This window comes from Colwellia sp. MB02u-9 (assembly GCF_014077085.1).
In the GTDB taxonomy this organism is placed as follows: Bacteria; Pseudomonadota; Gammaproteobacteria; order Enterobacterales; family Alteromonadaceae; genus Cognaticolwellia.
In genome coordinates, this window is record NZ_JACGVF010000096.1 from 146,838 (window position 1) to 168,241 (window position 21,404).

The following is a 21,404-nucleotide window of genomic DNA, read 5'->3' on the forward strand; positions in this document are numbered from 1 at the left end:
GAGATAGCCAGTTAAGTATGTGTTAACTGGCTATAAATGCCATTTTTGTAGCAAAGGAGATTAGTTTAGGCTGTTTACTGTGTTAACTACGTTTTCAACGGTAAAACCAAAATATTCAAGTAAGACATTACCCGGTGCTGACTCACCAAAAGTGGTCATTCCAACAACTTTGCCACTCAAGCCTACGTATTTATACCAAAAGTCAGTATGTGCGGCTTCAATCGCCACACGTTTGGTTACTGCTGGCGGCAATACTGATGCTTTGTAATCATTATCTTGGGCATCAAAAATATTGGTTGATGGCATAGAAACAACGCGGACATTATCACCTAAGCTTTCAGCTGCTTTTAACGCTAATGACACTTCAGAGCCGGTAGCAATTAAAATAACTTCTGGTGTGCCAACACTATCTTTTAAGATGTAGCCACCTTTAGCAATATCAGCTACTTGCGCACTGGTACGTGTTAATGCAGGTAAACCTTGGCGAGAAAAAATTAATGATGTTGGTGCATTTTGGCGAACAACAGCGTTTTTCCATGCCACAGCTGACTCAGTGGCATCGGCTGGACGCCAAGTCACCATGTTAGGCGTGGTACGTAGGTTAGTTAACTGCTCAATAGGCTGATGCGTTGGACCATCTTCACCTTGACCAATTGAATCATGGGTGTAGACGAAAATATTTTGAATACCCATAAGTGCAGACATGCGTACCGCGTTACGAGCGTATTCCATAAACATCATGAAAGTGGCACCGTAGTTGATAAAACCACCATGCAATGAAACACCGTTCATGATACCGCTCATACCAAATTCACGCACACCGTAGTAAATGTAGTTACCGGCCGCATCATCTTGAATGCCTTTTGAACCAGACCAAAGCGTTAAGTTTGAGCCGGCTAAATCGGCTGAGCCGCCCAATAACTCAGGTAACATAGCACCAAAGACTTCAATGGTGTTTTGTGATGCTTTACGTGAAGCGACATTTTCAGCTTTTTCCTGACAGGCTAAAATGTAGGCATTGGCTTTTTCTTCAAACTCGGCAGGTAAATCACCTTTAATCACACGACGTTCATATTCTGCGGCTAAGGCTGGGTGAGCAGCTTGGTAAGCGGCAAATTTATCATTCCAGTTGGCTTGTTCTGTGGCGCCATTTTCTTTTTGATCCCACTCGGCATAAATATCAGCCGGTATTTCAAATGGCGCATGAGGCCAGTTAAGAAATTCGCGCGTTGCCGTAATTTCGTCGTCGCCTAATGGTGCGCCGTGACAATCGTGCGTACCAGATTTATTGGGTGAACCAAAGCCAATCACGGTTTTACAACAAATCATAGTAGGTTTATCGGTGACGGCTTTTGCTGCGGCAATGGCAGCAGTGATAGCCGCGCTATCATGACCATCAACATCGCTGATCACATGCCAACCGTAAGCTTCAAATCGTGCTGGGGTATTGTCAGTGAACCAACCTTCAACATGACCATCAATTGAAATACCGTTATCATCCCAAAAGGCCACTAATTTGCCTAAACCTAAGGTACCGGCTAATGAACAAACTTCATGCGAAATACCTTCCATTAAACAACCATCACCTAAAAATACATAAGTGTTGTGATCGACAATGTTATGACCGTCACGGTTAAACTGTGCCGCCAAGGTTTTTTCAGCTATTGCCATACCTACAGCATTAGACAGACCAGCGCCCAACGGACCCGTGGTAGTTTCTACGCCTGGCGTGTAGCCGTATTCAGGATGACCCGGTGTTTTAGAGTGTAATTGGCGGAAGTTTTTTAATTCACTCATCGGCAAGTCATAACCGGTAAGGTGCAATAGTGAATAAATTAACATGGAACCGTGGCCGTTAGACAAAATAAAGCGGTCACGATCAACCCACTGTGGATCAGACGGGTTATGTTTTAGAAAGTCACGCCATAAAACTTCAGCGATATCTGCCATGCCCATTGGGGCTCCAGGGTGTCCTGATTTAGCTTTTTGCACGGCATCCATGCTTAAAACTCGAATTGCATTGGCTAGTTGTTGACGCGACGGCATATTTGCTCCAATTATTATAAGATTTGATGGGATATAAATTGCGCTTATTTTCGCCTAGACTACCCCTTAACTGCAAATGTTATTAGCATTTTTCTATGATTATTTTTAACTTAGCTATATTTATATACTTTAAGGCTTACTTAGCCGTGTTAACTGTCGTGAATAGATCTGGTGATTAAATCGACAATAAAAGCTGAATGGGCCGAGTAAGCGCTTGAAATTAAAATTAAGATCCTTTAGTGTTGATGGCTTGTATGTAAAAAAAAATAAAAACTTAATAAAAACATGCAAGCTGACATAGGATTAAATAATGAACAGCTCGTCGTCACGTGGAATTAAGCTGACTACGGTAATATTAGCAGTATTAGTATTAGCCATATCAGCATTGTTGAGCACTGGCTCAGCAGCAGACAACAAGGACGTTGTAATAGAACAAACAGATAGTGAACTAGTGATTTAGCGCATTTAATAATCAAAGCCTCGCAATTGCGGGGTTTTTTTATGTACGCTAAGTCAGTTGTATCAGGGTGGTAGGATGCATGCTCTAGGGTGTAGGTCGTTATTTATCACTTATTTTACAATCTGTTACACTGAAAATAAGTCAACAAGTAAGTGTGAGAAATTGACACGACATACACAATTTATATTATCTTGTGTTGACAGCCTCTAGTCGCAGATCGCTTTAAAATAATGCCAATAGATTAATTTTTTGCTATTTACCAGCGTCTTAGCCAAACATCAGGCTAGATAAAATAACTCACCATAAAATTTCAGTACCGCTAGTTATAGTACCGATAGTTATAAAGCGCTTACCTGCAAAGTTTGTATCAATAATTACTGGCGTCCCCACCAGGACTCGAACCTGGAGCAGCAGCTTAGGAGGCCGCAGTTTTATCCAGTTAAACTATGAGGACATGATGCAAATAATTATAGTGCTAGCCTATGCTACAGCTATTTTATAAATTAGTATTCAAAAAAATACACTTTACAGCGGATAACTATTTAATTAATAGTCATAATTTGTAACCTTGATCAAACTTTCTAATACCTTACCGCTAAGTCGTTAATTTGGATGTTGTCTAATATGTGCTGCTCAGTGGTGGTAGCCCGGGCACTGTCTTGACTCACAGAAGTTACCATAACTTTATAAGGGCTGATGTTAAAACCTGAATAAGAGCGCTTATCATCACTGATAAAATTATTGAAATGTAGCAAAGAAAATTCATCACCTATTTTAACCCCGTGTCTTTTTCCTAAGTTAAAAGTCAGTGAGTTACCTTGTACTTGCACAATTCTGCCCTGGGTTGGCTGACACATCATGTTCTCATCAATATCACTGACCATGTTGTCTAAGGTCAGACTAATGCTTTGGCCATAGTCACTTTGCCAAAAGTTATGGCTAGTAACGTCAACTTGTTTGCGCTTATCGAATTGCCAAGGGGCAGAGCTTTGATAGTGTTTAGCCAAAACTCTTTCACCTGTGGTACCGTCGTGAATATAAAGGGCAAGATTAAATTGGCGTTGATAGACGTTTTTTTGCCAAAACTGCCAGTTATTATTTTCGTCATTGGCGAGAGAAAGATCTTGGATCTCTGAAAACAGAACATACTGGCTATCTGTCATGTTGGCTAATGACATGGTTAAGTTTTTTAAACTTTGGCTTTGCAAGCTTTGGTTATAACGTGAAAATTCTGTTTTAGTTTGCAAGGCCAGTTTAGTCTCCAAATAAATACCTTGCTGCTGTATTTTATTAGCGAGTTGTTGGATTAAGGTGCTATCAATAGCGTAGATGTTACCAATATTAGCTTGTTCACGGTGTAGTATATTACTGCGGGTTAACAGCATGGATTTTTTATAATCAGCCGCGAAGCACTTTTTTTCTTGTGGAAAAATATCAGCCCGAATGGTGACAGTGACCAAGTCGTCGCTATAGTGTTCACTGACCAACTCTAATGAATTCACACTGCCACTGGCACGAATGCTAATTTCGTCTTGGGTCAGTAAACCATTAACCACTTGTTGAACACTTGACACTGAAGCACCGGCAACCAGTAAGGCTTTTTTCAACGCGTTGTGCATGGCTTGTGTTTTTGCTGTTTTGTTATCAGCATTTACTATGCTCGCCACACCTTGCGATACATACCATTGTCCGACACTAGCGCTACTATATATAGCACAGCAAAGGCAAAATAAACTTAAGCGCATAAAGGTCTCTTTTAATAGGGAATCAATCTCTGTTTTTAAATATGCAGGTTTTGTGCCTATTTCAAAGAAAAGTTCAACTCAAGATAAGTAAAGCGGCCCAATAAGCTAGTTTCATCGGTATTAGGTTACTGATAGAGATGCAGCCTTAGGGTTTTACCAGGCATTAAAAATCCTATATGGTTTGGCAAAAGCTGGCGCTTGGATAAAAAGGGGTCTTGAAAGTGATAAAGCATCAGTGCTGAAAAAAAGGTGACAATAGGCAGAACAATAAGGCATAAAACTATGCCCGCTAATCTGCGAGTATAGTTTAATCTACCATGCTTTAGGCCAAGTTGAGGTGAAATAAAAATATTGGCGCGGATCATGCTTTAATATTTTTATTAATTATTTTCATTAATTTTATGACATTAGCATTAATTGAGGAGAGCTCAATGAAAAATTGGCTTATAGCAATAATAATACCGACAGTGATGTCGTGTTCTGTGACAACCAAGGACGATTTTTATCGATCTTCTTATGCCGATAAACAAGAAATTGACAGTTTTAAGTTACCTCGTCATGCGATAAATGACGTGGTGAAAGGTCTTGCCTATCAAATGCTGGAAAGTAGCACCTTTGTTACGCCTAAAACGCCAATCGCTGTTGCATCATTTGTCGATTTGAAAAATTTAGAATCAACTAACTCGTTAGGCAATCAATTGTCAGAAAGTTTTATCCATGAAATGCAACGACATGGCTTGGTTGTTATTGATTTTAAAACTACCGGACATATTCGTGTAACGGCCGATGGTGATTATGTTTTTAGTCGCGATTGGAAAGAATTGCCCGAACGTCAGATAATTGACTATGTTGTTACAGGCACTATGATGCAACAAGATGAAGGGGTGTTAGTCAACGCAAGAATGATTGGCATGCAATCTCGAGTTGTGGTGGCAACGGCGCAGTCTTTTATTCCTGCTTGGGTTGTTGGTGATGATTTTAATCGCCATGAAAATGTTAAAATGAAAGATGGCATGATCTTGCGTGACAGTACCAAACTCGCTGACGATGCACGTGCCATTGCGATACAAAAGTAATATTATCAAACAAATGTCTAAGGTCAATATGAATACTTTACGTTATGGTATCGGGATTTTTTTAAGTGCTTTAGTGTTAAGCGCCTGTTCTTCGGTGTTTGATAAACAGGTGGAATGGCAAAACGTGAAACCTGAAAAATTTCCTGTCTTAACCGCCATAGGGCAAGCACCAATTAGTTTGCAGAATTCTCAAAACAAAACCCAGCGTATGCTAATGGCAATAAAAGCTTCAAAAATTGCTGCTTATGCGGAGTTAGCTGAACAAGTTTATGGTCAAAATATTAATGGTAGCACCACCATGTCTAATTTAGTGCTTGATAATCAACAATTACAGGCATCAGTACGAGGCATTATTCGTGGCGCAAAAGTCGTTAAAAGCTATCCGGTGGGTGACAGTTATACCACTGAGTTGAGTTTAGATTTTAAAGATGTTTATGAAATTTATATCGCGACATCTAACCGCAAAGAAATAAAGCATATCTCATATTACTAGCATTATTACTAGCGTCATTGAATTGCGCTGTATTTTAGTACCATTAAAAAAACCAGCTATTGCTGGTTTTTTTGTAGATAACCTAACACATATAAAGCTAAGCTTTTATACCTAAGCTACTGAGTCCGCCTGAGGTTTTTCCTTTACTATTATAGGTCATGGATGACTTGTTATGATTCTCTAGTAATGAGGTCTTCATGCGTTCTACAGATAATTGTGATTGCTGAATGATCAGGCCATTAATTTGATTCTGTTTTTTACAGCGCACTAAAATGGCTTCGATATCTGATAGTAGGCTGGTGAACTTGCCCGCTAGTTTTTCTTGTTTGAATTCAAAACTTTGACCAATGGCATTGTCAATTCTCTGAATCGCCAAAAGCAGGTCGTTTTTGTCTGCGGTAAGCTGAATAAGTGCATCAGGGTTTTGCTGTTGCAGTACATCTTTCTCAGTGTCTAATAACGTCTCTAATTGCGTTAATTGCGATAATTGTTGAGAAACCAATTGTTGCGGTGTTAGTTTTTCAGACACTTAATGTACTCCATTTTAGTAACACGTTAGCCAAGTTCAAATTCAAAATTGGCGATACTTGCTGCTAGCTTTTCTGGATTTATTTTATAATCGCCAGAGGCAATAGCACTCTTTAATTCAGCAATTTTTTTCTCATTGACTACAGGAGAATCAGCGGCTTGTTTTTGCAGCTCATTCATTTGTTTTGCTTGCGGGGTAATAGATACCGAATCACGCGTTGCCAATTTAGCTTGTTGCGAGGCATTGCTACTTTCGCTAACTTGCTGTTTGGTCTGAACTTGCTGTTCAAGTTTTTGTTTTACTTGATTGGTGTTATTCAAGTTGTTGATATTAATAGCCATTATTGTATCCTACTTACAACAGTTATTGGTTTCTAACCTTTTATCGGCAAAACAGCAGAAAACTTAAGCAATTATTATAAATTAATTATCACTTGGTTAATAGCGTTAACTTGCCCCTGAACCACACGACCAGACTTCCTATTTCGCACCGATATAATTTCGCCTAAACTGCCGTCATTTAAGGCAATGCCAAAAGACTTAATTTCAAAATGTGCCGACTTAGCAATAATATTCACCGGCTCGCCTTTACAGACAAAACAGGTATTTTGATTAGTAATAGCACTACCTTGAGACAAGTTTCTTTTTGTGCGAGCACCCACCACTACTTTAGGGTCGGTAAGCACTGTGCCTCGTATTTGCCCGTTATCTTTAAATATAATTTCGATATTAGCGTTACTAAGCAAAGTACCTTTGCTTATTCGCATTTGCGTTACCAATACAGGTACAATGGTGTGAATTTTTACTGGGATATACAACTGCCAAGATTCTTCGTCAGGACAAACAATTTTAACATTTACGTTTCTACCAATATGCTTTTCAGGTATATTTGCCGTCAATGGTAATAAACAAGGCTGTAATGTAATTCGGGGGTCTATTTCAGAAACTTCAATCTTCAGTTTTCCTCGTGCTGGCAAACTGACATTGTCTTCAACATAGGATTTGATGAAGTTATAGAGATAATCACGATCGAATGTCATGGCTGAACTAGCGTTAATACTGGCCAAATAAATAAGGGTGATTGCTATTACTATCTTTAATTTGTTCATAAGTTATATCTGACTGCTAGGAAAATAAAAATACACGTCCAACTTAATTAAGTTTAATTCAGTACAATTTAGCACGAATAACGTCAAAGTATTTACGTTGTTGCAATGCTAGTGCTTTAAACGTTAAAACAATCAAGAATCGTGCCTTTGTTATACTTTCATTGGCACACCAAAGAGGTTTTTATGGCAAGTATATTAGACACAGTTAATCAACGTACCCAATTAGTTGGCCAGAACCGACTGGAGTTGTTGTTATTTAAACTCATTGGTAAACAGCGTTTTGGTATCAACGTATTTAAAGTGCGTGAAGTTATGCCATGTCCTAGGTTGACCGTAATACCTAAGCAAAACAAATTTGTTAAAGGTGTTGCTCATATTCGTGGTCAAACTATTTCGGTTATTGACTTAAGTAAAGCCACGGGTGGTCCGGCCATTGTGCAAACAGAAAGCAGTTTTGTGATTATTTCTGAGTACAACCGAACTGTGCAGGGTTTTCTTGTTGCCGGTGTAGAGCGCATTGTAACCTTGAGCTGGAAAGATATTATGCCGCCGCCAGAAGGTGCGGGAAAGTTAAGCTACCTTACGGCGGTAACCAAAATTGACGACGAACTGGTATCGATTCTTGATGTTGAAAAAATTCTCAATGAAATCAATCCTATTTCAACAGAGTTAAGCGAAGGTGTTGCTGATGCAAGCGTTGGAGAGGCTATTGGCGAACGAGTGATTATGATTGCTGATGACTCGACCGTGGCACGAAATCAAGTTAAACGTGCTCTTGAACCTTTGGGGTTAACTATGCTGTTAGCAAAAAATGGTCAAGAAGCGCTCGATCAATTACAGGAAATTGCTCAAGGGTGTCAAAACAGCATCACTGAAAAAGTCGCTTTGTTGATTTCTGATATTGAAATGCCCGTGATGGATGGTTATACCCTAACAGCAGAAATTAAGCAGAATGATCGCATGAAAAATATGCCGGTTATTTTGCATACTTCGCTAAGTGGTGTTTTTAACAATGCCATGGTAGAGAAAGTAGGGGCTGAAGATTTTATTCCTAAATTTCATCCCGACGAGTTAGCGACTGCGGTTAAAAAGTGGTTAAAGCATGATGAGATTGCTTAATCTTTGTTTGCAGTATTTAAATAAGGTGGACCACAGCTAGTGTTAACTAAACAACTTGATGATAAAAGTTATCATCAATTTAGAATGTTTCTAGAGCAGCAATGCGGCATTGTTTTAGGTGAAAGCAAGCAGTACCTGGTGAAAAGTCGCCTGGTACCTCTGATGGCAAAATTTGATGTCGCGTCTTTGGCTGAACTCGTCGCGCAAACACTTAATCCCGTTAAACGACAATTACGCGCTGCCGTTATTGATGCCATGACCACCAATGAAACCTTATGGTTTCGAGATGGCTATCCCTTTGAACTATTGAAAAAAGATCTACTGCCAGGCTTTAAAAACCAGCGAGCGCCATTAAAAATTTGGTCAGCGGCAAGCTCATCAGGACAAGAGCCCTATTCAATAGCCATGGCGATTTATGAATTTCAACAGAGTAACCCAGGCGCATTTCCTGGCGGTGTTCAAATTATTGGCACTGATATATCTACTACCATGTTAGATCATTGCAAACATGCTCATTATGACAGTTTAGCCTTATCACGAGGCTTATCTTTGGAGCGGCAACGACAGTTCTTTGAAAACAGTGGTAATGGCATGTTAAAGGTGAAAGACGTGATTAAAAAAATGGTCAGTTTTCGCCAACTTAACTTGTTAAATAGTTATAGTTTACTGGGCCAGTTTGATTTGGTTTTTTGTCGTAACGTATTGATTTACTTCGCTCCTGAACTAAAATCAAAAATAATTTCTCAAATACACGGTACGTTGAAACAAGACTGCTTTTTATTTTTGGGTGCCTCAGAATCGCTGTCAGGTATTAGCCAGAATTTTAACATGATCCGCTGTAATCCTGGTATTGTTTACCAAAAAAAATAACCTCTTCGTATAACTTTGGCATAAATATTGAATAAATACCTTCATTCTTCTGGAGGTATTTTTTTATGGCTATTAGTTTTGATAAAGCATTCGGTATTCACCCGCAAGGTCTACAAGTGCGTGCTCAACGCGCTGAACTTATTGCCAGTAATATTGCCAATGCCGATACACCAGGCTACAAAGCCAAAGGAATGGACTTCAAAGCCGCATTAGCACAAGCCGCCTCAAAACAACAAACCGGTATGACCCGTACCAACGAGAAACATTTCGACGTGCGTATGGAACTTAACAACGGTGTCGGTTTTCGTATACCTGATCAAGCCGATACAGGTGACGGTAACAGCGTAGACGTACAAGTGGAACGAAACTTGTATCTAGAAAACTCTATGGAATATCAAGCAAGCCTACAATTTCTTACTAGTAAGATTAAAGGCTTAAAACAAGCAATTACTGGAGGGCAATAATAATGAGCCTATTTAATGTATTTTCTATTTCCGGTTCAGGCATGAGCGCACAATCTGTCCGCTTAAATACCACCGCGAGTAATATTGCTAACGCTGATAGTGTTAGCAGTAGTGTCGGTGAAACCTATCGTGCCCGCCATCCAGTTTTTGCCGCCGAGATGCAAAAAGCTGCCGGAGGACAAAATGAGTCGGTAGGTGTGGAAGTACTTGGCATTGTGGAAAGCAATAAACCACTTAATGTTGAATATGCTCCAGATCATCCAATGGCTGACGGCGAGGGCTATATTTACAAGCCGAACGTTAACGTTATTGAAGAAATGACCAACATGATTTCTGCTTCTCGTTCATATCAAACCAATGTGCAATTAGCGGAGTCAGCAAAAAACATGCTGAATAAAACGCTAACACTTGGTCAACGCTAAGGTTAAATAGGACTTATCATGGAAACAGTATCTGGCTCTAGCCTATTAGATAATATTCGTTGGCAACAAGAGAATTCAACTCCTGAGGCCGATGACACGCGCGGTATGTTAACGCAGGAAGATTTTTTCGCCTTGCTCACCCAAGAACTTTCAAATCAAGACCCGACTAAGCCGGTTGAAAATAATGAGATGATATCTCAGATGACCGCATTCTCAACCACTGATGGCGTGACAAAGTTAAACGATCAATTTTCCAGTTTTGCTGCTTCAATGTCGTCTAGCCAAGCCCTGCAGGCATCGTCGCTGGTTGGTCGTAGTGTTTTAGTTGAAGACAACGTCTTTGGTACAGAAGAAGGTCAAGCGGTAAAAGGCAAGTTAGTGACCGACCAAGCGGCAAGTAATGTCAATATTTACGTCGAAAATGTTGCCGGTGAAGTTATTCAAACCGTACCTGTGGGGGATGTATCCGCAGGTGAGTTTACCTTTACTTGGGACGGGAAAAACACCAATGGCGAACCGGCACCAGAAGGGGCTTATCGTTTTCGTGTTGCCGGCCTAGTCGATGGTAATGCATCAGAATTACAAGCGATGACTTACCGTAAAGTAGACAGTGTCACTTTGGCCGGCAACGGCGGAAGTATTTTATTAAATCTTAACGGTGGTAGCACCATGAAACTTTCTGATGTAGTCGAAGTTTCTCAAGGTTAACTATACCAATATCACTAATTATCTGATCATTTTTACTGGTTAAAATAACCCACTACTGCGTTATTTATTTAATAATTAGAACAACTAGTTATTAAAATAAATGCCTTATATTTGGCCATTTTTCCTGCGTATAAAGTAGACCACCTAATTAATGAGATAGGTATTAAACAATTTTTTGTATGAGGTGAAATTATGTCATTTAATATATCATTGAGCGGATTAAACGCAGCTCAGAAAGATTTGGATATAACATCCAACAACATTGCCAATGTAAACACCACTGGCTTTAAAGAATCACGAGCAGAGTTTGTTGACGTTTATGCGTCTTCACTTTTATCAGCCGGTAAAACTAAAGTCGGTGACGGTGTTTTGACAGCTGATGTGGCGCAACAATTTTCACAAGGTAGTATTAAGTTTACCAACAACTCCTTAGACTTGGCAATTACCGGTAACGGATTTTTTGCTACCGTACCAGAAATTGGTAGTTTAGAAACTTCATATACCCGATCGGGTCAGTTTAAATTGAACCAAGACAATTTTATTGTTAATTCTCAAGGTGGGCACTTATTGGGCTTTCCTGTTAATGGCGATGGTTCATCGACCTCAGTAAATTTAAGTACCGCCGAGCCTATTCGTATTCCAACCGCCTCAGGTGCACCACAGAGAACCTCAGAAGTTGATGTGCGAATGAATTTACCCGCAGGTGAAGCCTATATTAAAGATGCGCCAGGAAACTTTGACTCCACGGATCCATCAACATTTAATCATTCAACATCAGCAACGGTATTTGACTCATTCGGTGACAGTCATATTATGACTTATTACTTTGTCAAAGATAATCCAACGACCAACCCTAATCAGTGGATGATGTTTACCGCTGTTGATGACGAGATGGTTGATTTAGAGGCTGATCCTGGGCAGAGTAACCCCATTGCGGGGGCAGCGTCTGGACCGCTATCTGATCGCATATTACCTACACCGCCTTATGATGGGGTAGAGACCGGAGTTGTTGGTGCCAGATTAAGCTTTAATTCAGTAGGCGATTTTACTGGCATAGTGCCAAGCTTAGATGACGGCGGATTAACGACGCGCGCTCTTGGCGGCAACATCTTATCGAACGGTGCAGATCCTACTCAGACCATAAGTGTTAACTTTAATTTAGATCCCTCAGGTCCGAATCCAGATGAACCCACACAGTTTGCTTCCAACTTTCAAGTCACCTCTTTACAACAAGATGGACTAGCAGTTGGTCGATTAACCGGTATTGATATCGGCGGTGATGGTTTGGTCAGGGCGATATACAGTAATGGTACTTCCGAGCCTTTATCACGTATTGCGATGGCAAATTTTGCCAATGATCAGGGCTTAGAACAGGTTGGCAGCACTGGTTGGAAAGAAAGCATCGCCTCTGGAGAAGCGCTAGCGGGTGAAGCGGGTGCGGGTACCTTTGGTTCGATAAGTTCTTCAGCATTAGAGCAATCTAATGTTAATTTAACCTCTGAGTTAATTGACTTGATCTCGGCGCAACGAAATTTCCAAGCTAACTCTAGAGCACTCGAAGTTGGTAATCAGTTAAACCAAACCATTTTACAGATTCGTTAATCTCAATAGTGGTTAATCTCAGTAGTGGTTAAGAGCAATAGACAATAATTGCTCTTAGCTACCAGATTAATTTATAGCACTCAGCGCTAGTTATTGAGTCAATGAAGTTAAAAAGCCAGATAATCATCCATTGATATCTGGCTTTTTTATACTCAGGACGAGCAGACCGTAAAGGAATAGTGGTCAGTACAAAAGCTTAGTAAAAAAGTCATCAGATCATAAGTTTAACACCATTCGTATTCCACCTTATTAAGCCTTCTTAATTTTTGGCACTTTATTTGCAACAGTTTCAATATTATTAATATTATTGAGTGAAGTTCATTATGGATAAGATGTTGTATATCGCCATGAGTGGTGCAAAGCAAAACATGCAAGCCTTATCAGTCAATGCTAACAACCTCGCTAACGCCAAAACTACGGGCTTTAAAGCGGATCTAGCCAATGCTAGATCCATGCAAGCCTTTGGTGAAGGCATGCCTTCTCGGGTATTTTCAATGACCGAACGAGCAGGCCAAAACTTTGACACTGGTGCCTTATTGACCACAGGACGTGATCTTGATATTGCCATTCAAGGCCAAGGTTGGTTAACGGTACAAACCGAAGATGGCACTGAAGCCTATACCCGCAATGGTCAGTTGAAGTTGAACGACAACGGGGCACTTGAAACCTCAAGAGGTGACATAGTTATTGGCGACCGTGGGCCAATTTTTTTACCTCTACCGGTAAGTAATATCAATATCACGTCTGATGGCACCATTATGGTTCAGCCTGAAGGAGCACCAAGCTCTGCTCAAGAAGAAGTCGGCAGAATTAAATTTGTTAAGCCAGATAATCGCTTGCTAGAAAAAGGCAGTGATGGCTTATTTCGTCGTCAAGACGGCAACAATGAACCGGCCGATGTCACAGTAAAAGTGGCGAGCGGGGCATTAGAGTCTAGTAACGTAAACCCTATTAGTGAAATGACCGATATGATCGCGCTACAGCGTCAATTTGAAATGCAGTTAAAAATGATGAAAACCGCAGAAGAAATTGACGCAAGTGCAGCTTCATTATTAAAAGCGTTCTAAATAAAATTTTTCGAGGTGATGTATGAATCCAGCATTATGGATCAGTAAAACAGGCTTAGACGCCCAAACCAAAGAGATTGCGGTTATTTCCAACAATCTAGCCAACGCCAGTACCATAGGTTTTAAAAAGAGTCGCGCGGTATTTGAAGACTTACTTTATCAAAATATTAATCAGCCTGGTGGGCGTTCAGCACAAGACACTGAAATGCCGTCAGGGTTAATGTTAGGTGCGGGTACCAAAGTGGTAGCAACACAAAAAATTCACACCCAAGGTGACATGCTTAATACCGACAATGCCTTAGATCTGATGATCCAAGGTGAAGGTATGTTTGAAATTTTAATGCCTGACGGCTCTTCTGCTTATTCACGTAATGGTCAATTTACCATGAACGATGAAGGCAGCATAGTGACCCCAGGCGCGGGTTATCTAATGCAACCGCAAATAACCGTGCCAGAAGATGCCTTGAGTATTATTGTGTCGCAAGACGGCGAAGTCTCCGTCACCTTGCAAGGCCAAGCTGAACCCGCTGTAGTCGGACAAATTAATACCGTTAACTTTGTCAACCCAACCGGATTACAGCCAATCGGGCAGAACTTATACATTGAAACTGCAGTAAGTGGTGCAGCACAAGAGGGTGTGCCAGGTTTAGCGGGTTATGGCATGATAGTGCAAGGTGCGTTAGAAACCTCAAATGTTAATACCACCGAAGAGCTGGTTAACCTGATTGAAAGCCAACGAGTTTATGAAATGAACTCGAAAGTCATTTCTGCGGTTGACGAAATGCTTAGCTACATTAATCAGCAACTATAACGTTGAGGAAGGTATCATGAAAAACACCCGAACTTCGTTATTAAGCACAGTATTTACCGTCAGTATGGTCGCGCTATTATTCACGGGTTGTGCTAGCACTAAGCAAGAAAAAACATTGCCTAATGATCCTGACTTTGCCCCCATTTTACCAGAAATGGAGGATAAACCTTTAGTGCCAACGGGTTCTCTTTTTAACGTCAATTATGTTAATAACATCTATTCAGACTCTAAAGCGCATCGGGTTGGCGATATTATTTCCGTGATTTTAAGTGAAAGTACCCAAGCGCAAAAAAGTGCCAAAACAGAGTTTAAAAAAGCCAATAGTGCCACGCTCAATCCTATTACCGGTTTTGGTGGTGCAGCGGTAAATTTCAACAACAAAGCTATACAATTTGGTTACGACCAAAGCTCAGATTTTAAAGGTGATTCAAAAGCCAATCAGGGCAACAGTTTAGCCGGCAATATTTCGGTGCATGTCTTGAGAGTTTTACCCAACGGTAACTTGATGATCCGTGGTGAAAAATGGATGTCATTAAATAATGGTGATGAATATATTCGCTTAACGGGTATTGTTCGTTCGCAAGACATCAGTTCAGATAACACAGTTACCTCGAGTAAAGTAGCGAACGCCCGTATTGAATATGCTGGCACCGGCACATTCGCTGACGTGCAAGAGCAAGGCTGGTTGTCGAAGTTTTTCAATAGTTCATGGTGGCCTCTTTAGTAGGATCATAGCAGTAGGATAAGAGAATGAAAAAATATTTAGTTAGCTTTGCTTGTTTAACCTTGATGCTTTTATTACCAGAAGCCAATGCCCAACGCATTAAAGACTTGGCTGATGTTGCTGGTGTGCGCAGCAACCAATTAATTGGTTATGGTTTGGTGGTGGGTTTGCCAGGTACGGGTGAGCAAAGTCCTTTTACCGAGCAAAGCTTTAAAACCATGTTAAGCAATTTTGGCATTAAAATGCCGGCGAATTTAAAACCAAAAATTAAAAATGTGGCTGCTGTGGCAGTCCATGCTGAATTACCTGCATTTGCCAAACCAGGGCAAACCATTGACGTTACCGTGTCGTCTATGGGTAGCGCACAAAGTTTACGTGGCGGTACCTTAATACAAACTATTTTAATGGGACTAGACGGTAATGCTTATGCGGTTGCCCAAGGTAGCTTGATTGTTAGTGGTTTAGGCGCTGAAGGCTTAGACGGCTCAAAAGTAATTGCTAATACCCCCACCGTAGGTCGTATCGCCAATGGTGCTATGGTTGAGCGCGAAGTATTATCGCCCTTTGCTTCAGGTGACCATATTACTTTTAATCTTCATAACGCCGACTTTACCACCGCAAAGCGCCTTTCTGACACCATTAATAACTTAATTTCTGGCTCTGCACGCGCCATTGACGCTGCGTCGGTACAAGTTACTGCGCCAAGAGATGCTGCGGATCGGGTGAGTTTTTTGTCAGTATTAGAAAACTTAGAATTTGAACCTGGTTCGCCAGCGGCAAAAATTATTGTTAACTCACGCACAGGTACTATCGTTATTGGCGCTGATGTTCGCCTATTACCGGCGGCAATTACCCATGGTGGCATTACCGTCACTATTAACGAAGTGGCGGCTGTTTCACAGCCCAATGCCTTTGCTGAGGGTGTAACGGTAGCGACTAATCAATCGATTATTGACGTTAAAAAAGATGACTCACGGATGTTCGTTTTTGACCCCGGCGTTACGCTAGACGCACTCGTGCGGGCTATCAATCAAGTAGGCGCTGGCCCTGGTGATGTGATGGCGATATTAGAAGCCCTAGACCAAGCTGGTGCATTACGTGGAGATTTGATCATTATTTAATGAACAAATAAAGCTTATGACAACACGTATTGCAGACGCACAAAACTTTTTAGACGTTAATGGCTTAAACTCGATTCGCCAAGACGCGAAATCGGGTGATAAAGCCGGTAAAAAAGACGCATTAGAACAGGCTGCTAAACAGTTTGAAGCTATTTTTATGCAAATGCTGATGAAAAGCATGCGTAAAGCGCAAGAAGTGTTGGAGTCTGACAGCCCATTTAATTCAGAATCGACAAAATTTTATCGTGACATGCATGATCAACAAATGTCACTAGAGTTGTCTAATAATGGTGCCTTAGGTCTTTCTGAACTTATTGTTCGCCAGCTAGGTGGCGACAGTGAAAACTTTACCCCACATAATATTTTACGCAGCGATGGCAATCTCGATAGTCGTGGCAGTTTGCGTATTAGCGAGCCGGCATTGCTCAGCAATATAAGCACAGTCAATGACTCGTCAGCGCATCAGGATCCTAGTAAAGATCGTCAAACAAATGGCTCTATTGCTGCCCAAGCGGCCAGCATGATGCAAAGCCCAACCTTCGAACAGCCAAAAGATTTTGTTAGCGCCTTAACCGCTGATGCTAAACGTGTACAAGATAAAATCAACGTACCCTTTGAGGTCGTTATTGCCCAAGCCGCGCTAGAAACCGGTTGGGGTCAAAAAATAATCAAAACCAATTCAGGTGAAAGTTCGAATAACTTATTTAATATTAAAGCGGATAGCCGCTGGGCTGGCGAGAAAACACACAAAGAAACCTTAGAGTTTGAAAATGGCGCTATGGTGAAAAAGCGTGAACCGTTTAGGGTTTACGAATCTATTGGCCAAAGTGTTGATGACTACTTAAATTTATTGACCAAAAGCGAACGTTATCAGGGGGCATTAGAAAATTCGGCCAATGTGGAGCAATTTTTGCATAACCTACAAAGTGCTGGTTATGCCACTGATCCTGATTACGCTAAAAAAATCATAGGAACACTTCGGACAGTAACCAGCTTATTAGATAAATAATAAATAAGTTTACCGCTAATTTCACTGTTGAAATTAACGTTACTGTAGGAGTTTAGGTCATGTCGATTAATCTGTATCAAACTGGTGTTAGTGGTTTACTGTCCGCGCAGCAGCAGTTAGGCACTACAGGTCATAACATTGCTAACGTTAATACTGAAGGTTATACCCGCCAACGTGCTGAACAAGCCGCAATGGCAGGAAATGCTAACAGCGGTAATTTTATTGGCGCGGGTACTTATGTTCAAGACATTACTCGGCTCTACGATCAATTCTCTTATAAAGAACAATTACTCAATAAAAGTAACTTGGGTAATGCGGACTCAATTAGTACAGACCTCAACCAATTAAATCAAATCATGTCATTTTCAAACGAAGCTATTGGCGGCTCTATTGATCGGTTTTATCAAGCGGCTAATGGTATTGCTGACAACCCAAGTGACATTGGCTTACGTAATATCGCCCTCAGCCAAGCCGAGGTATTAGCCAAAGATTTTAACAGTTTAAATGATAATTTAGACCAGCTTGAAAAGTCGACTAACGGCGAAATCGAGCAAATAGCGAACAAAATATCGCAAATATCTCTTAATTTGGCCAAAATTAATGAACAAATATTAGATAGTAAAAACCTAGATCAAACTGGCCAACCCAATGATTTATTAGACAAGCGTGACCAACTGGTGAGCCAACTGGGCGAATATACCTCGGTTAATACCATTGAAGACTCTAATGGGGTAATGACCGTTATGATAGGTAATGGCGCAACGCTTGTTGCCGGTACTACGGCTTTAACGGTGAGTGTGCAAGCGGGCGATCCGGACCCATTAAAAACAAAATTACAGTTAAATAGTCGCAATGGCGCGGTCGCACTTGAGGGCGCTAAGTTGGGTGGTGCTATTGCCGCCAAAATAGAATATCGTGATGAGCATGTTGCCAAAGCGCGCAGCGAACTCAATCGTTTAGCCATGTCAGTGTCACAAACCTTAAATCAAACCCAAGCACAAGGGCTAGATTTAAATGGCAAGCAGGGCCGAGATATTTTTACTGATATTAACAGCACCAGCCTACAAAATTCACGCGTACTCGCCTCATCAAAAAATTCAGGCAGTGTGCAAGCGGGCATAAAAATCACTGACATTTCATTAGTGCCTACCAATGAATTTAGCGTTAAGTATGACGGCTCAGACTATATTATGACCAATGAACTTAATGGCAGCAAAACCACCTTAGCCGAGTCATCTTTGGGCTCGGGGGTTTACCCAACCGATTTTGGCTTTGAATTTACCCTTAATTCAGGCACAGCCAATACAAATGATAGTTTTACGCTGCGCTCAACCGAAAACAGCGCTGCATTAATGCATCTCACGCTTAACGATCCTAAAGGCATAGCTGCAAGCTCTGCCATTTCGGTAGCGGCGAATGATAATAACGTTAGTAATGGCACTGTGAATATTGTCAATGTAACGAATCCAGAAATTGCCCGCGCTTTTACCGAAGGCAGCAATGAAAAATTAACCGTAGATGTTTATGAAAGTGTGCCAGGCACCTTCGAATACCGAGTTTATGACGCGGCTAATCCACCACCGGCGCCATCATTAGCCAATGGTAGCTTTGCCGCTGGCGCATCAGCGGTTATTGACATGCCACCATTGCCAGCAACCGCCGCTTTTCAAATAGATATTGCCGGTTTACCCGTTGGGCAAGGGCCATTTGCTCGGGAAAAATTTACTATCTCAGATGCTTTTGGCTCAGGTAACGCCAGTAATGCCAGCATAATGGCGGCCACGCAAGAACAACAGATTTTAGGTGGCGGTAAACAAACCTTTAACCAAGCATTAGCCACGGCCACGGCGGATGTAGGATCAAATGCCAGTTCGGCTGAATTTGTTGCTGACACAGCGCAGGCACTGTATACCCAAGCCTATAACCGCAATCAATCTAAGTCAGGGGTAAATCTTGATGAAGAAGCGGCAAACTTATTGAAATACCAACAAGCCTACCAAGCGTCGTCACAGATAATTTCAGTGGCAAATACCATTTTCGACACATTACTAGCGGCCACTAGATAGGAGTTATTATGCGCGTTTCTACAGCACAGTTTTATATTCAAAGTGGCGTAAAAATGTCTGACCAGCAGTCTAGCCTTAACGAACAAGTTAATCACATTTCTACGGGTAAGCGGGTTGTAACCGCCAAAGACGACGCCATAGCCTATGGCACCTTAGCCGGTTATAAAAATGATTTGGCCAATATTGATAAGTACCAACGTAATATTACCCAAGCAGAAAATCACAACAGTTTAATTGATACCACGCTAGCCAGTGCTGAAGGCATGATAAATGAATTAAAAGACTTAATGCTACAAGCTAATAATGGCGCTTACACCGCAGATGACCTTGCCGCTATGGGCAAACAGGCCAGCCAAAATTTGCAGCAAATACTCGGCATTGCCAACACCCAAGATCAATCGGGCAGTTATGTTTTTGCCGGTTACCAAATTAACGATGCACCGTTTGCTTTACAAGCCGATAACTCAGTGAACTATCGCGGTGATAATGGTGTGAGAGAATTACAAATAGCCAAAAACGTCACCATAGCGACGAATCAAAGTGGTGAACAGGTTTTTGAAAAAGTGCCCAATGCTATTGGCGACTTTTCTGCCACTTACAATAGCAATAGCTCAGGCATAGCGGTTGAACGTGCCGTTGTCGCCGATGCGAGTAGTTATAATAGTGTGGCTAATCCAGCAGACTTTACCTTTGAATTTAGCACAGCCACTGATTTAAGCATTACTGACGGCGCCGGTAACGTGACCAATATCGCGGATTACGCACCAGGGCAAACCATTGCCTTTAACGGTATTGAGGTTAAATTAAGCGGCAACCCATTGCCGGGCGATAACTTCTCGCTAACACCGGAACAAAATGTCGGCATTTTTGACACGATAAAATCAGCCATTGATTGGATTAACAACAAGGCCAGTGGCGAAGAAGACCCACAAGTACAAGTTGACTATAATCAAATTCTTAACCAACTAGGTGATTCAATTAACCACCTAACGTCTAGCCGAGCAGAGTCGGGTATTAACTTACAAGTTATCGACCGTCAAAAAAGTAACCATTTAGATACTGAGTTGTATTTAACCTCAGGTAAATCATCGATTGAAGATTTAGATATTGCCAAAGCTTATTCTACTTTTGAACAATCAAAAGTAGCCTTGCAAGCGGCGCAGCAAACCTTTACGCAGGTACAGGGTTTGACTTTGTTTAATTATATTTAATCACACTTTCAAACGCTATTTTAAGCATTATTTAAGCTAAAACTCGGTATTTACATTAGCTTGCTTAATTTTGGTACAGATGTTGCTTTAGTAGAAGTAGGAAGCATAAAGATAAAGAAAAATATAAAACTGGCGGTTTCAGCTTGTAAAGCTTAATCGCAAAAATCATGGCTACTAAGGCCAATATAGCCCGAATGCATGGCAACAGTTGTTTTAGCCATAAGTTGTTTTAGCATTGATAAGTTTTAGTAATGATAAACACGGGCTGAAAACTACAGTGTTGGCAGTTTGTACACAAAGCAAACCGACTAATGCATAACCTAACGTATCACTATGTTAAAGATAATTTAATTTCTAGGAGTCTATCATGGCCTTATCAGTAATGACCAACACGGCATCATTGAATGCTCAGCGTAACTTAACTAAATCTAGTAATGATTTGGCCACCTCAATGGAACGTTTATCATCGGGTATGCGTATTAATAGCGCCAAAGATGACGCGGCCGGTTTGCAAATCTCAAATCGCTTAACCACACAAATTAATGGCTTAGCTGTAGCCCAACGAAACGCTAACGACGGTATTTCAATGGCGCAAACCGCAGAGGGCGCTATGTCCGCCTCTACTGATATTTTACAACGTATGCGTGAATTAGCCCTGCAATCATCGAATGGTTCAAATAGTCAGGATGACAGAGATGCCATGCAAAAAGAAGTTGGCGCATTACAAACTGAGTTAACTCGTATTGCTGAAAC

21 protein-coding genes, 1 tRNA gene and 1 pseudogene are annotated in these 21,404 nt (G+C 41.1%); 17 read left to right on the forward strand and 6 right to left on the reverse strand.

The window, feature by feature from the left end:
• Window positions 1–60 precede the first annotated feature (60 nt).
• Window positions 61–2,046 carry a transketolase gene (tkt, locus tag H4J65_RS13035; RefSeq protein ID WP_182185602.1) on the reverse strand — a complete coding sequence of 662 codons (1,986 nt, stop codon included), beginning with the start codon at window positions 2,044–2,046 and terminating at the stop codon, window positions 61–63.
• A 310-nt stretch (window positions 2,047–2,356) separates the two neighbouring features.
• On the opposite strand from tkt, the gene H4J65_RS13040 reads away from it, so the two are divergent.
• Window positions 2,357–2,506: a hypothetical protein gene (locus H4J65_RS13040; protein WP_182198458.1), complete on the forward strand. Its 150-nt coding sequence runs from the start codon at window positions 2,357–2,359 to the stop codon at window positions 2,504–2,506.
• Between the two features lie 378 nt (window positions 2,507–2,884).
• Here H4J65_RS13040 and H4J65_RS13045 read toward each other — a convergent pair.
• Both H4J65_RS13045 and H4J65_RS13050 read right to left on the reverse strand, forming a co-directional pair.
• Window positions 2,885–2,960: transfer RNA gene (locus tag H4J65_RS13045), tRNA-Arg, on the reverse strand.
• Window positions 2,961–3,087: 127 nt separating this feature from the next.
• Window positions 3,088–4,251 carry a flagella assembly protein FlgT gene (locus tag H4J65_RS13050; protein ID WP_182198459.1) on the reverse strand — a complete coding sequence of 388 codons (1,164 nt, stop codon included), beginning with the start codon at window positions 4,249–4,251 and terminating at the stop codon, window positions 3,088–3,090.
• A 431-nt stretch (window positions 4,252–4,682) separates the two neighbouring features.
• Between H4J65_RS13050 and H4J65_RS13055 the strand changes: the two genes are divergently transcribed.
• Both H4J65_RS13055 and H4J65_RS13060 read left to right on the forward strand, forming a co-directional pair.
• A complete protein-coding gene (locus H4J65_RS13055) occupies window positions 4,683–5,327 on the forward strand; it encodes a FlgO family outer membrane protein (RefSeq protein ID WP_182198460.1) in 645 nt (214 codons plus the stop codon).
• 28 nt (window positions 5,328–5,355) lie between these two features.
• Complete coding sequence (locus H4J65_RS13060) at window positions 5,356–5,820, forward strand: LPP20 family lipoprotein (RefSeq protein ID WP_259367613.1); 465 nt, start codon at window positions 5,356–5,358, stop codon at window positions 5,818–5,820.
• A gap of 97 nt (window positions 5,821–5,917) precedes the next feature.
• Here H4J65_RS13060 and H4J65_RS13065 read toward each other — a convergent pair whose 3' ends face one another.
• The 3 genes from H4J65_RS13065 to flgA form a co-directional block, all read right to left on the reverse strand.
• On the reverse strand, window positions 5,918–6,349 hold the full coding sequence (locus H4J65_RS13065) for a flagella synthesis protein FlgN (protein ID WP_182137061.1): 432 nt from the start codon (window positions 6,347–6,349) through the stop codon (window positions 5,918–5,920).
• Between the two features lie 26 nt (window positions 6,350–6,375).
• Window positions 6,376–6,690, reverse strand: coding sequence for a flagellar biosynthesis anti-sigma factor FlgM (gene flgM, locus H4J65_RS13070; RefSeq protein ID WP_182137062.1), 315 nt, complete (start codon window positions 6,688–6,690; stop codon window positions 6,376–6,378).
• 74 nt (window positions 6,691–6,764) lie between these two features.
• Window positions 6,765–7,457, reverse strand: a complete 693-nt coding sequence (gene flgA / locus H4J65_RS13075; protein ID WP_182137063.1) for a flagellar basal body P-ring formation chaperone FlgA — start codon at window positions 7,455–7,457, stop codon at window positions 6,765–6,767.
• Window positions 7,458–7,640: 183 nt separating this feature from the next.
• Here flgA and H4J65_RS13080 point away from each other — a divergent pair, with 183 nt between their 5' ends.
• From H4J65_RS13080 to H4J65_RS13145, 14 genes and pseudogenes are all read left to right on the forward strand, one after another.
• Window positions 7,641–8,576 (forward strand): chemotaxis protein, encoded by a 936-nt coding sequence (locus H4J65_RS13080; RefSeq protein ID WP_182137064.1) that lies wholly within the window; start codon window positions 7,641–7,643, stop codon window positions 8,574–8,576.
• Between the two features lie 39 nt (window positions 8,577–8,615).
• Window positions 8,616–9,446 (forward strand): protein-glutamate O-methyltransferase CheR, encoded by an 831-nt coding sequence (locus H4J65_RS13085; RefSeq protein WP_310649941.1) that lies wholly within the window; start codon window positions 8,616–8,618, stop codon window positions 9,444–9,446.
• Between the two features lie 65 nt (window positions 9,447–9,511).
• Complete coding sequence (gene flgB / locus H4J65_RS13090) at window positions 9,512–9,910, forward strand: flagellar basal body rod protein FlgB (protein WP_182185617.1); 399 nt, start codon at window positions 9,512–9,514, stop codon at window positions 9,908–9,910.
• 2 nt (window positions 9,911–9,912) lie between these two features.
• Window positions 9,913–10,332 (forward strand): flagellar basal body rod protein FlgC, encoded by a 420-nt coding sequence (gene flgC / locus H4J65_RS13095; RefSeq protein ID WP_182185619.1) that lies wholly within the window; start codon window positions 9,913–9,915, stop codon window positions 10,330–10,332.
• An 18-nt stretch (window positions 10,333–10,350) separates the two neighbouring features.
• A complete protein-coding gene (locus H4J65_RS13100) occupies window positions 10,351–11,040 on the forward strand; it encodes a flagellar hook assembly protein FlgD (RefSeq protein ID WP_182137067.1) in 690 nt (229 codons plus the stop codon).
• A gap of 192 nt (window positions 11,041–11,232) precedes the next feature.
• Window positions 11,233–12,642 carry a flagellar hook protein FlgE gene (gene flgE, locus H4J65_RS13105; protein WP_220461151.1) on the forward strand — a complete coding sequence of 470 codons (1,410 nt, stop codon included), beginning with the start codon at window positions 11,233–11,235 and terminating at the stop codon, window positions 12,640–12,642.
• 323 nt (window positions 12,643–12,965) lie between these two features.
• Window positions 12,966–13,709, forward strand: a complete 744-nt coding sequence (gene flgF, locus H4J65_RS13110) for a flagellar basal-body rod protein FlgF (RefSeq protein ID WP_182198462.1) — start codon at window positions 12,966–12,968, stop codon at window positions 13,707–13,709.
• Window positions 13,710–13,731: 22 nt separating this feature from the next.
• The gene (gene flgG / locus H4J65_RS13115; RefSeq protein ID WP_182198463.1) at window positions 13,732–14,520 is read left to right on the forward strand and encodes a flagellar basal-body rod protein FlgG; all 789 of its coding nucleotides are present in this window, start codon (window positions 13,732–13,734) and stop codon (window positions 14,518–14,520) included.
• 16 nt (window positions 14,521–14,536) lie between these two features.
• Window positions 14,537–15,244: a flagellar basal body L-ring protein FlgH gene (flgH, locus tag H4J65_RS13120; protein WP_182198464.1), complete on the forward strand. Its 708-nt coding sequence runs from the start codon at window positions 14,537–14,539 to the stop codon at window positions 15,242–15,244.
• A 26-nt stretch (window positions 15,245–15,270) separates the two neighbouring features.
• The gene (locus tag H4J65_RS13125) at window positions 15,271–16,365 is read left to right on the forward strand and encodes a flagellar basal body P-ring protein FlgI (protein ID WP_182198465.1); all 1,095 of its coding nucleotides are present in this window, start codon (window positions 15,271–15,273) and stop codon (window positions 16,363–16,365) included.
• Between the two features lie 16 nt (window positions 16,366–16,381).
• Complete coding sequence (gene flgJ / locus H4J65_RS13130; RefSeq protein WP_182198466.1) at window positions 16,382–17,374, forward strand: flagellar assembly peptidoglycan hydrolase FlgJ; 993 nt, start codon at window positions 16,382–16,384, stop codon at window positions 17,372–17,374.
• Window positions 17,375–17,433: 59 nt separating this feature from the next.
• On the forward strand, window positions 17,434–19,440 hold the full coding sequence (gene flgK, locus H4J65_RS13135) for a flagellar hook-associated protein FlgK (protein ID WP_182198467.1): 2,007 nt from the start codon (window positions 17,434–17,436) through the stop codon (window positions 19,438–19,440).
• Window positions 19,441–19,448: 8 nt separating this feature from the next.
• The gene (gene flgL / locus H4J65_RS13140; RefSeq protein WP_182198468.1) at window positions 19,449–20,651 is read left to right on the forward strand and encodes a flagellar hook-associated protein FlgL; all 1,203 of its coding nucleotides are present in this window, start codon (window positions 19,449–19,451) and stop codon (window positions 20,649–20,651) included.
• 367 nt (window positions 20,652–21,018) lie between these two features.
• Window positions 21,019–21,404, forward strand: a pseudogene (locus tag H4J65_RS13145) (flagellin); the annotation flags it as partial.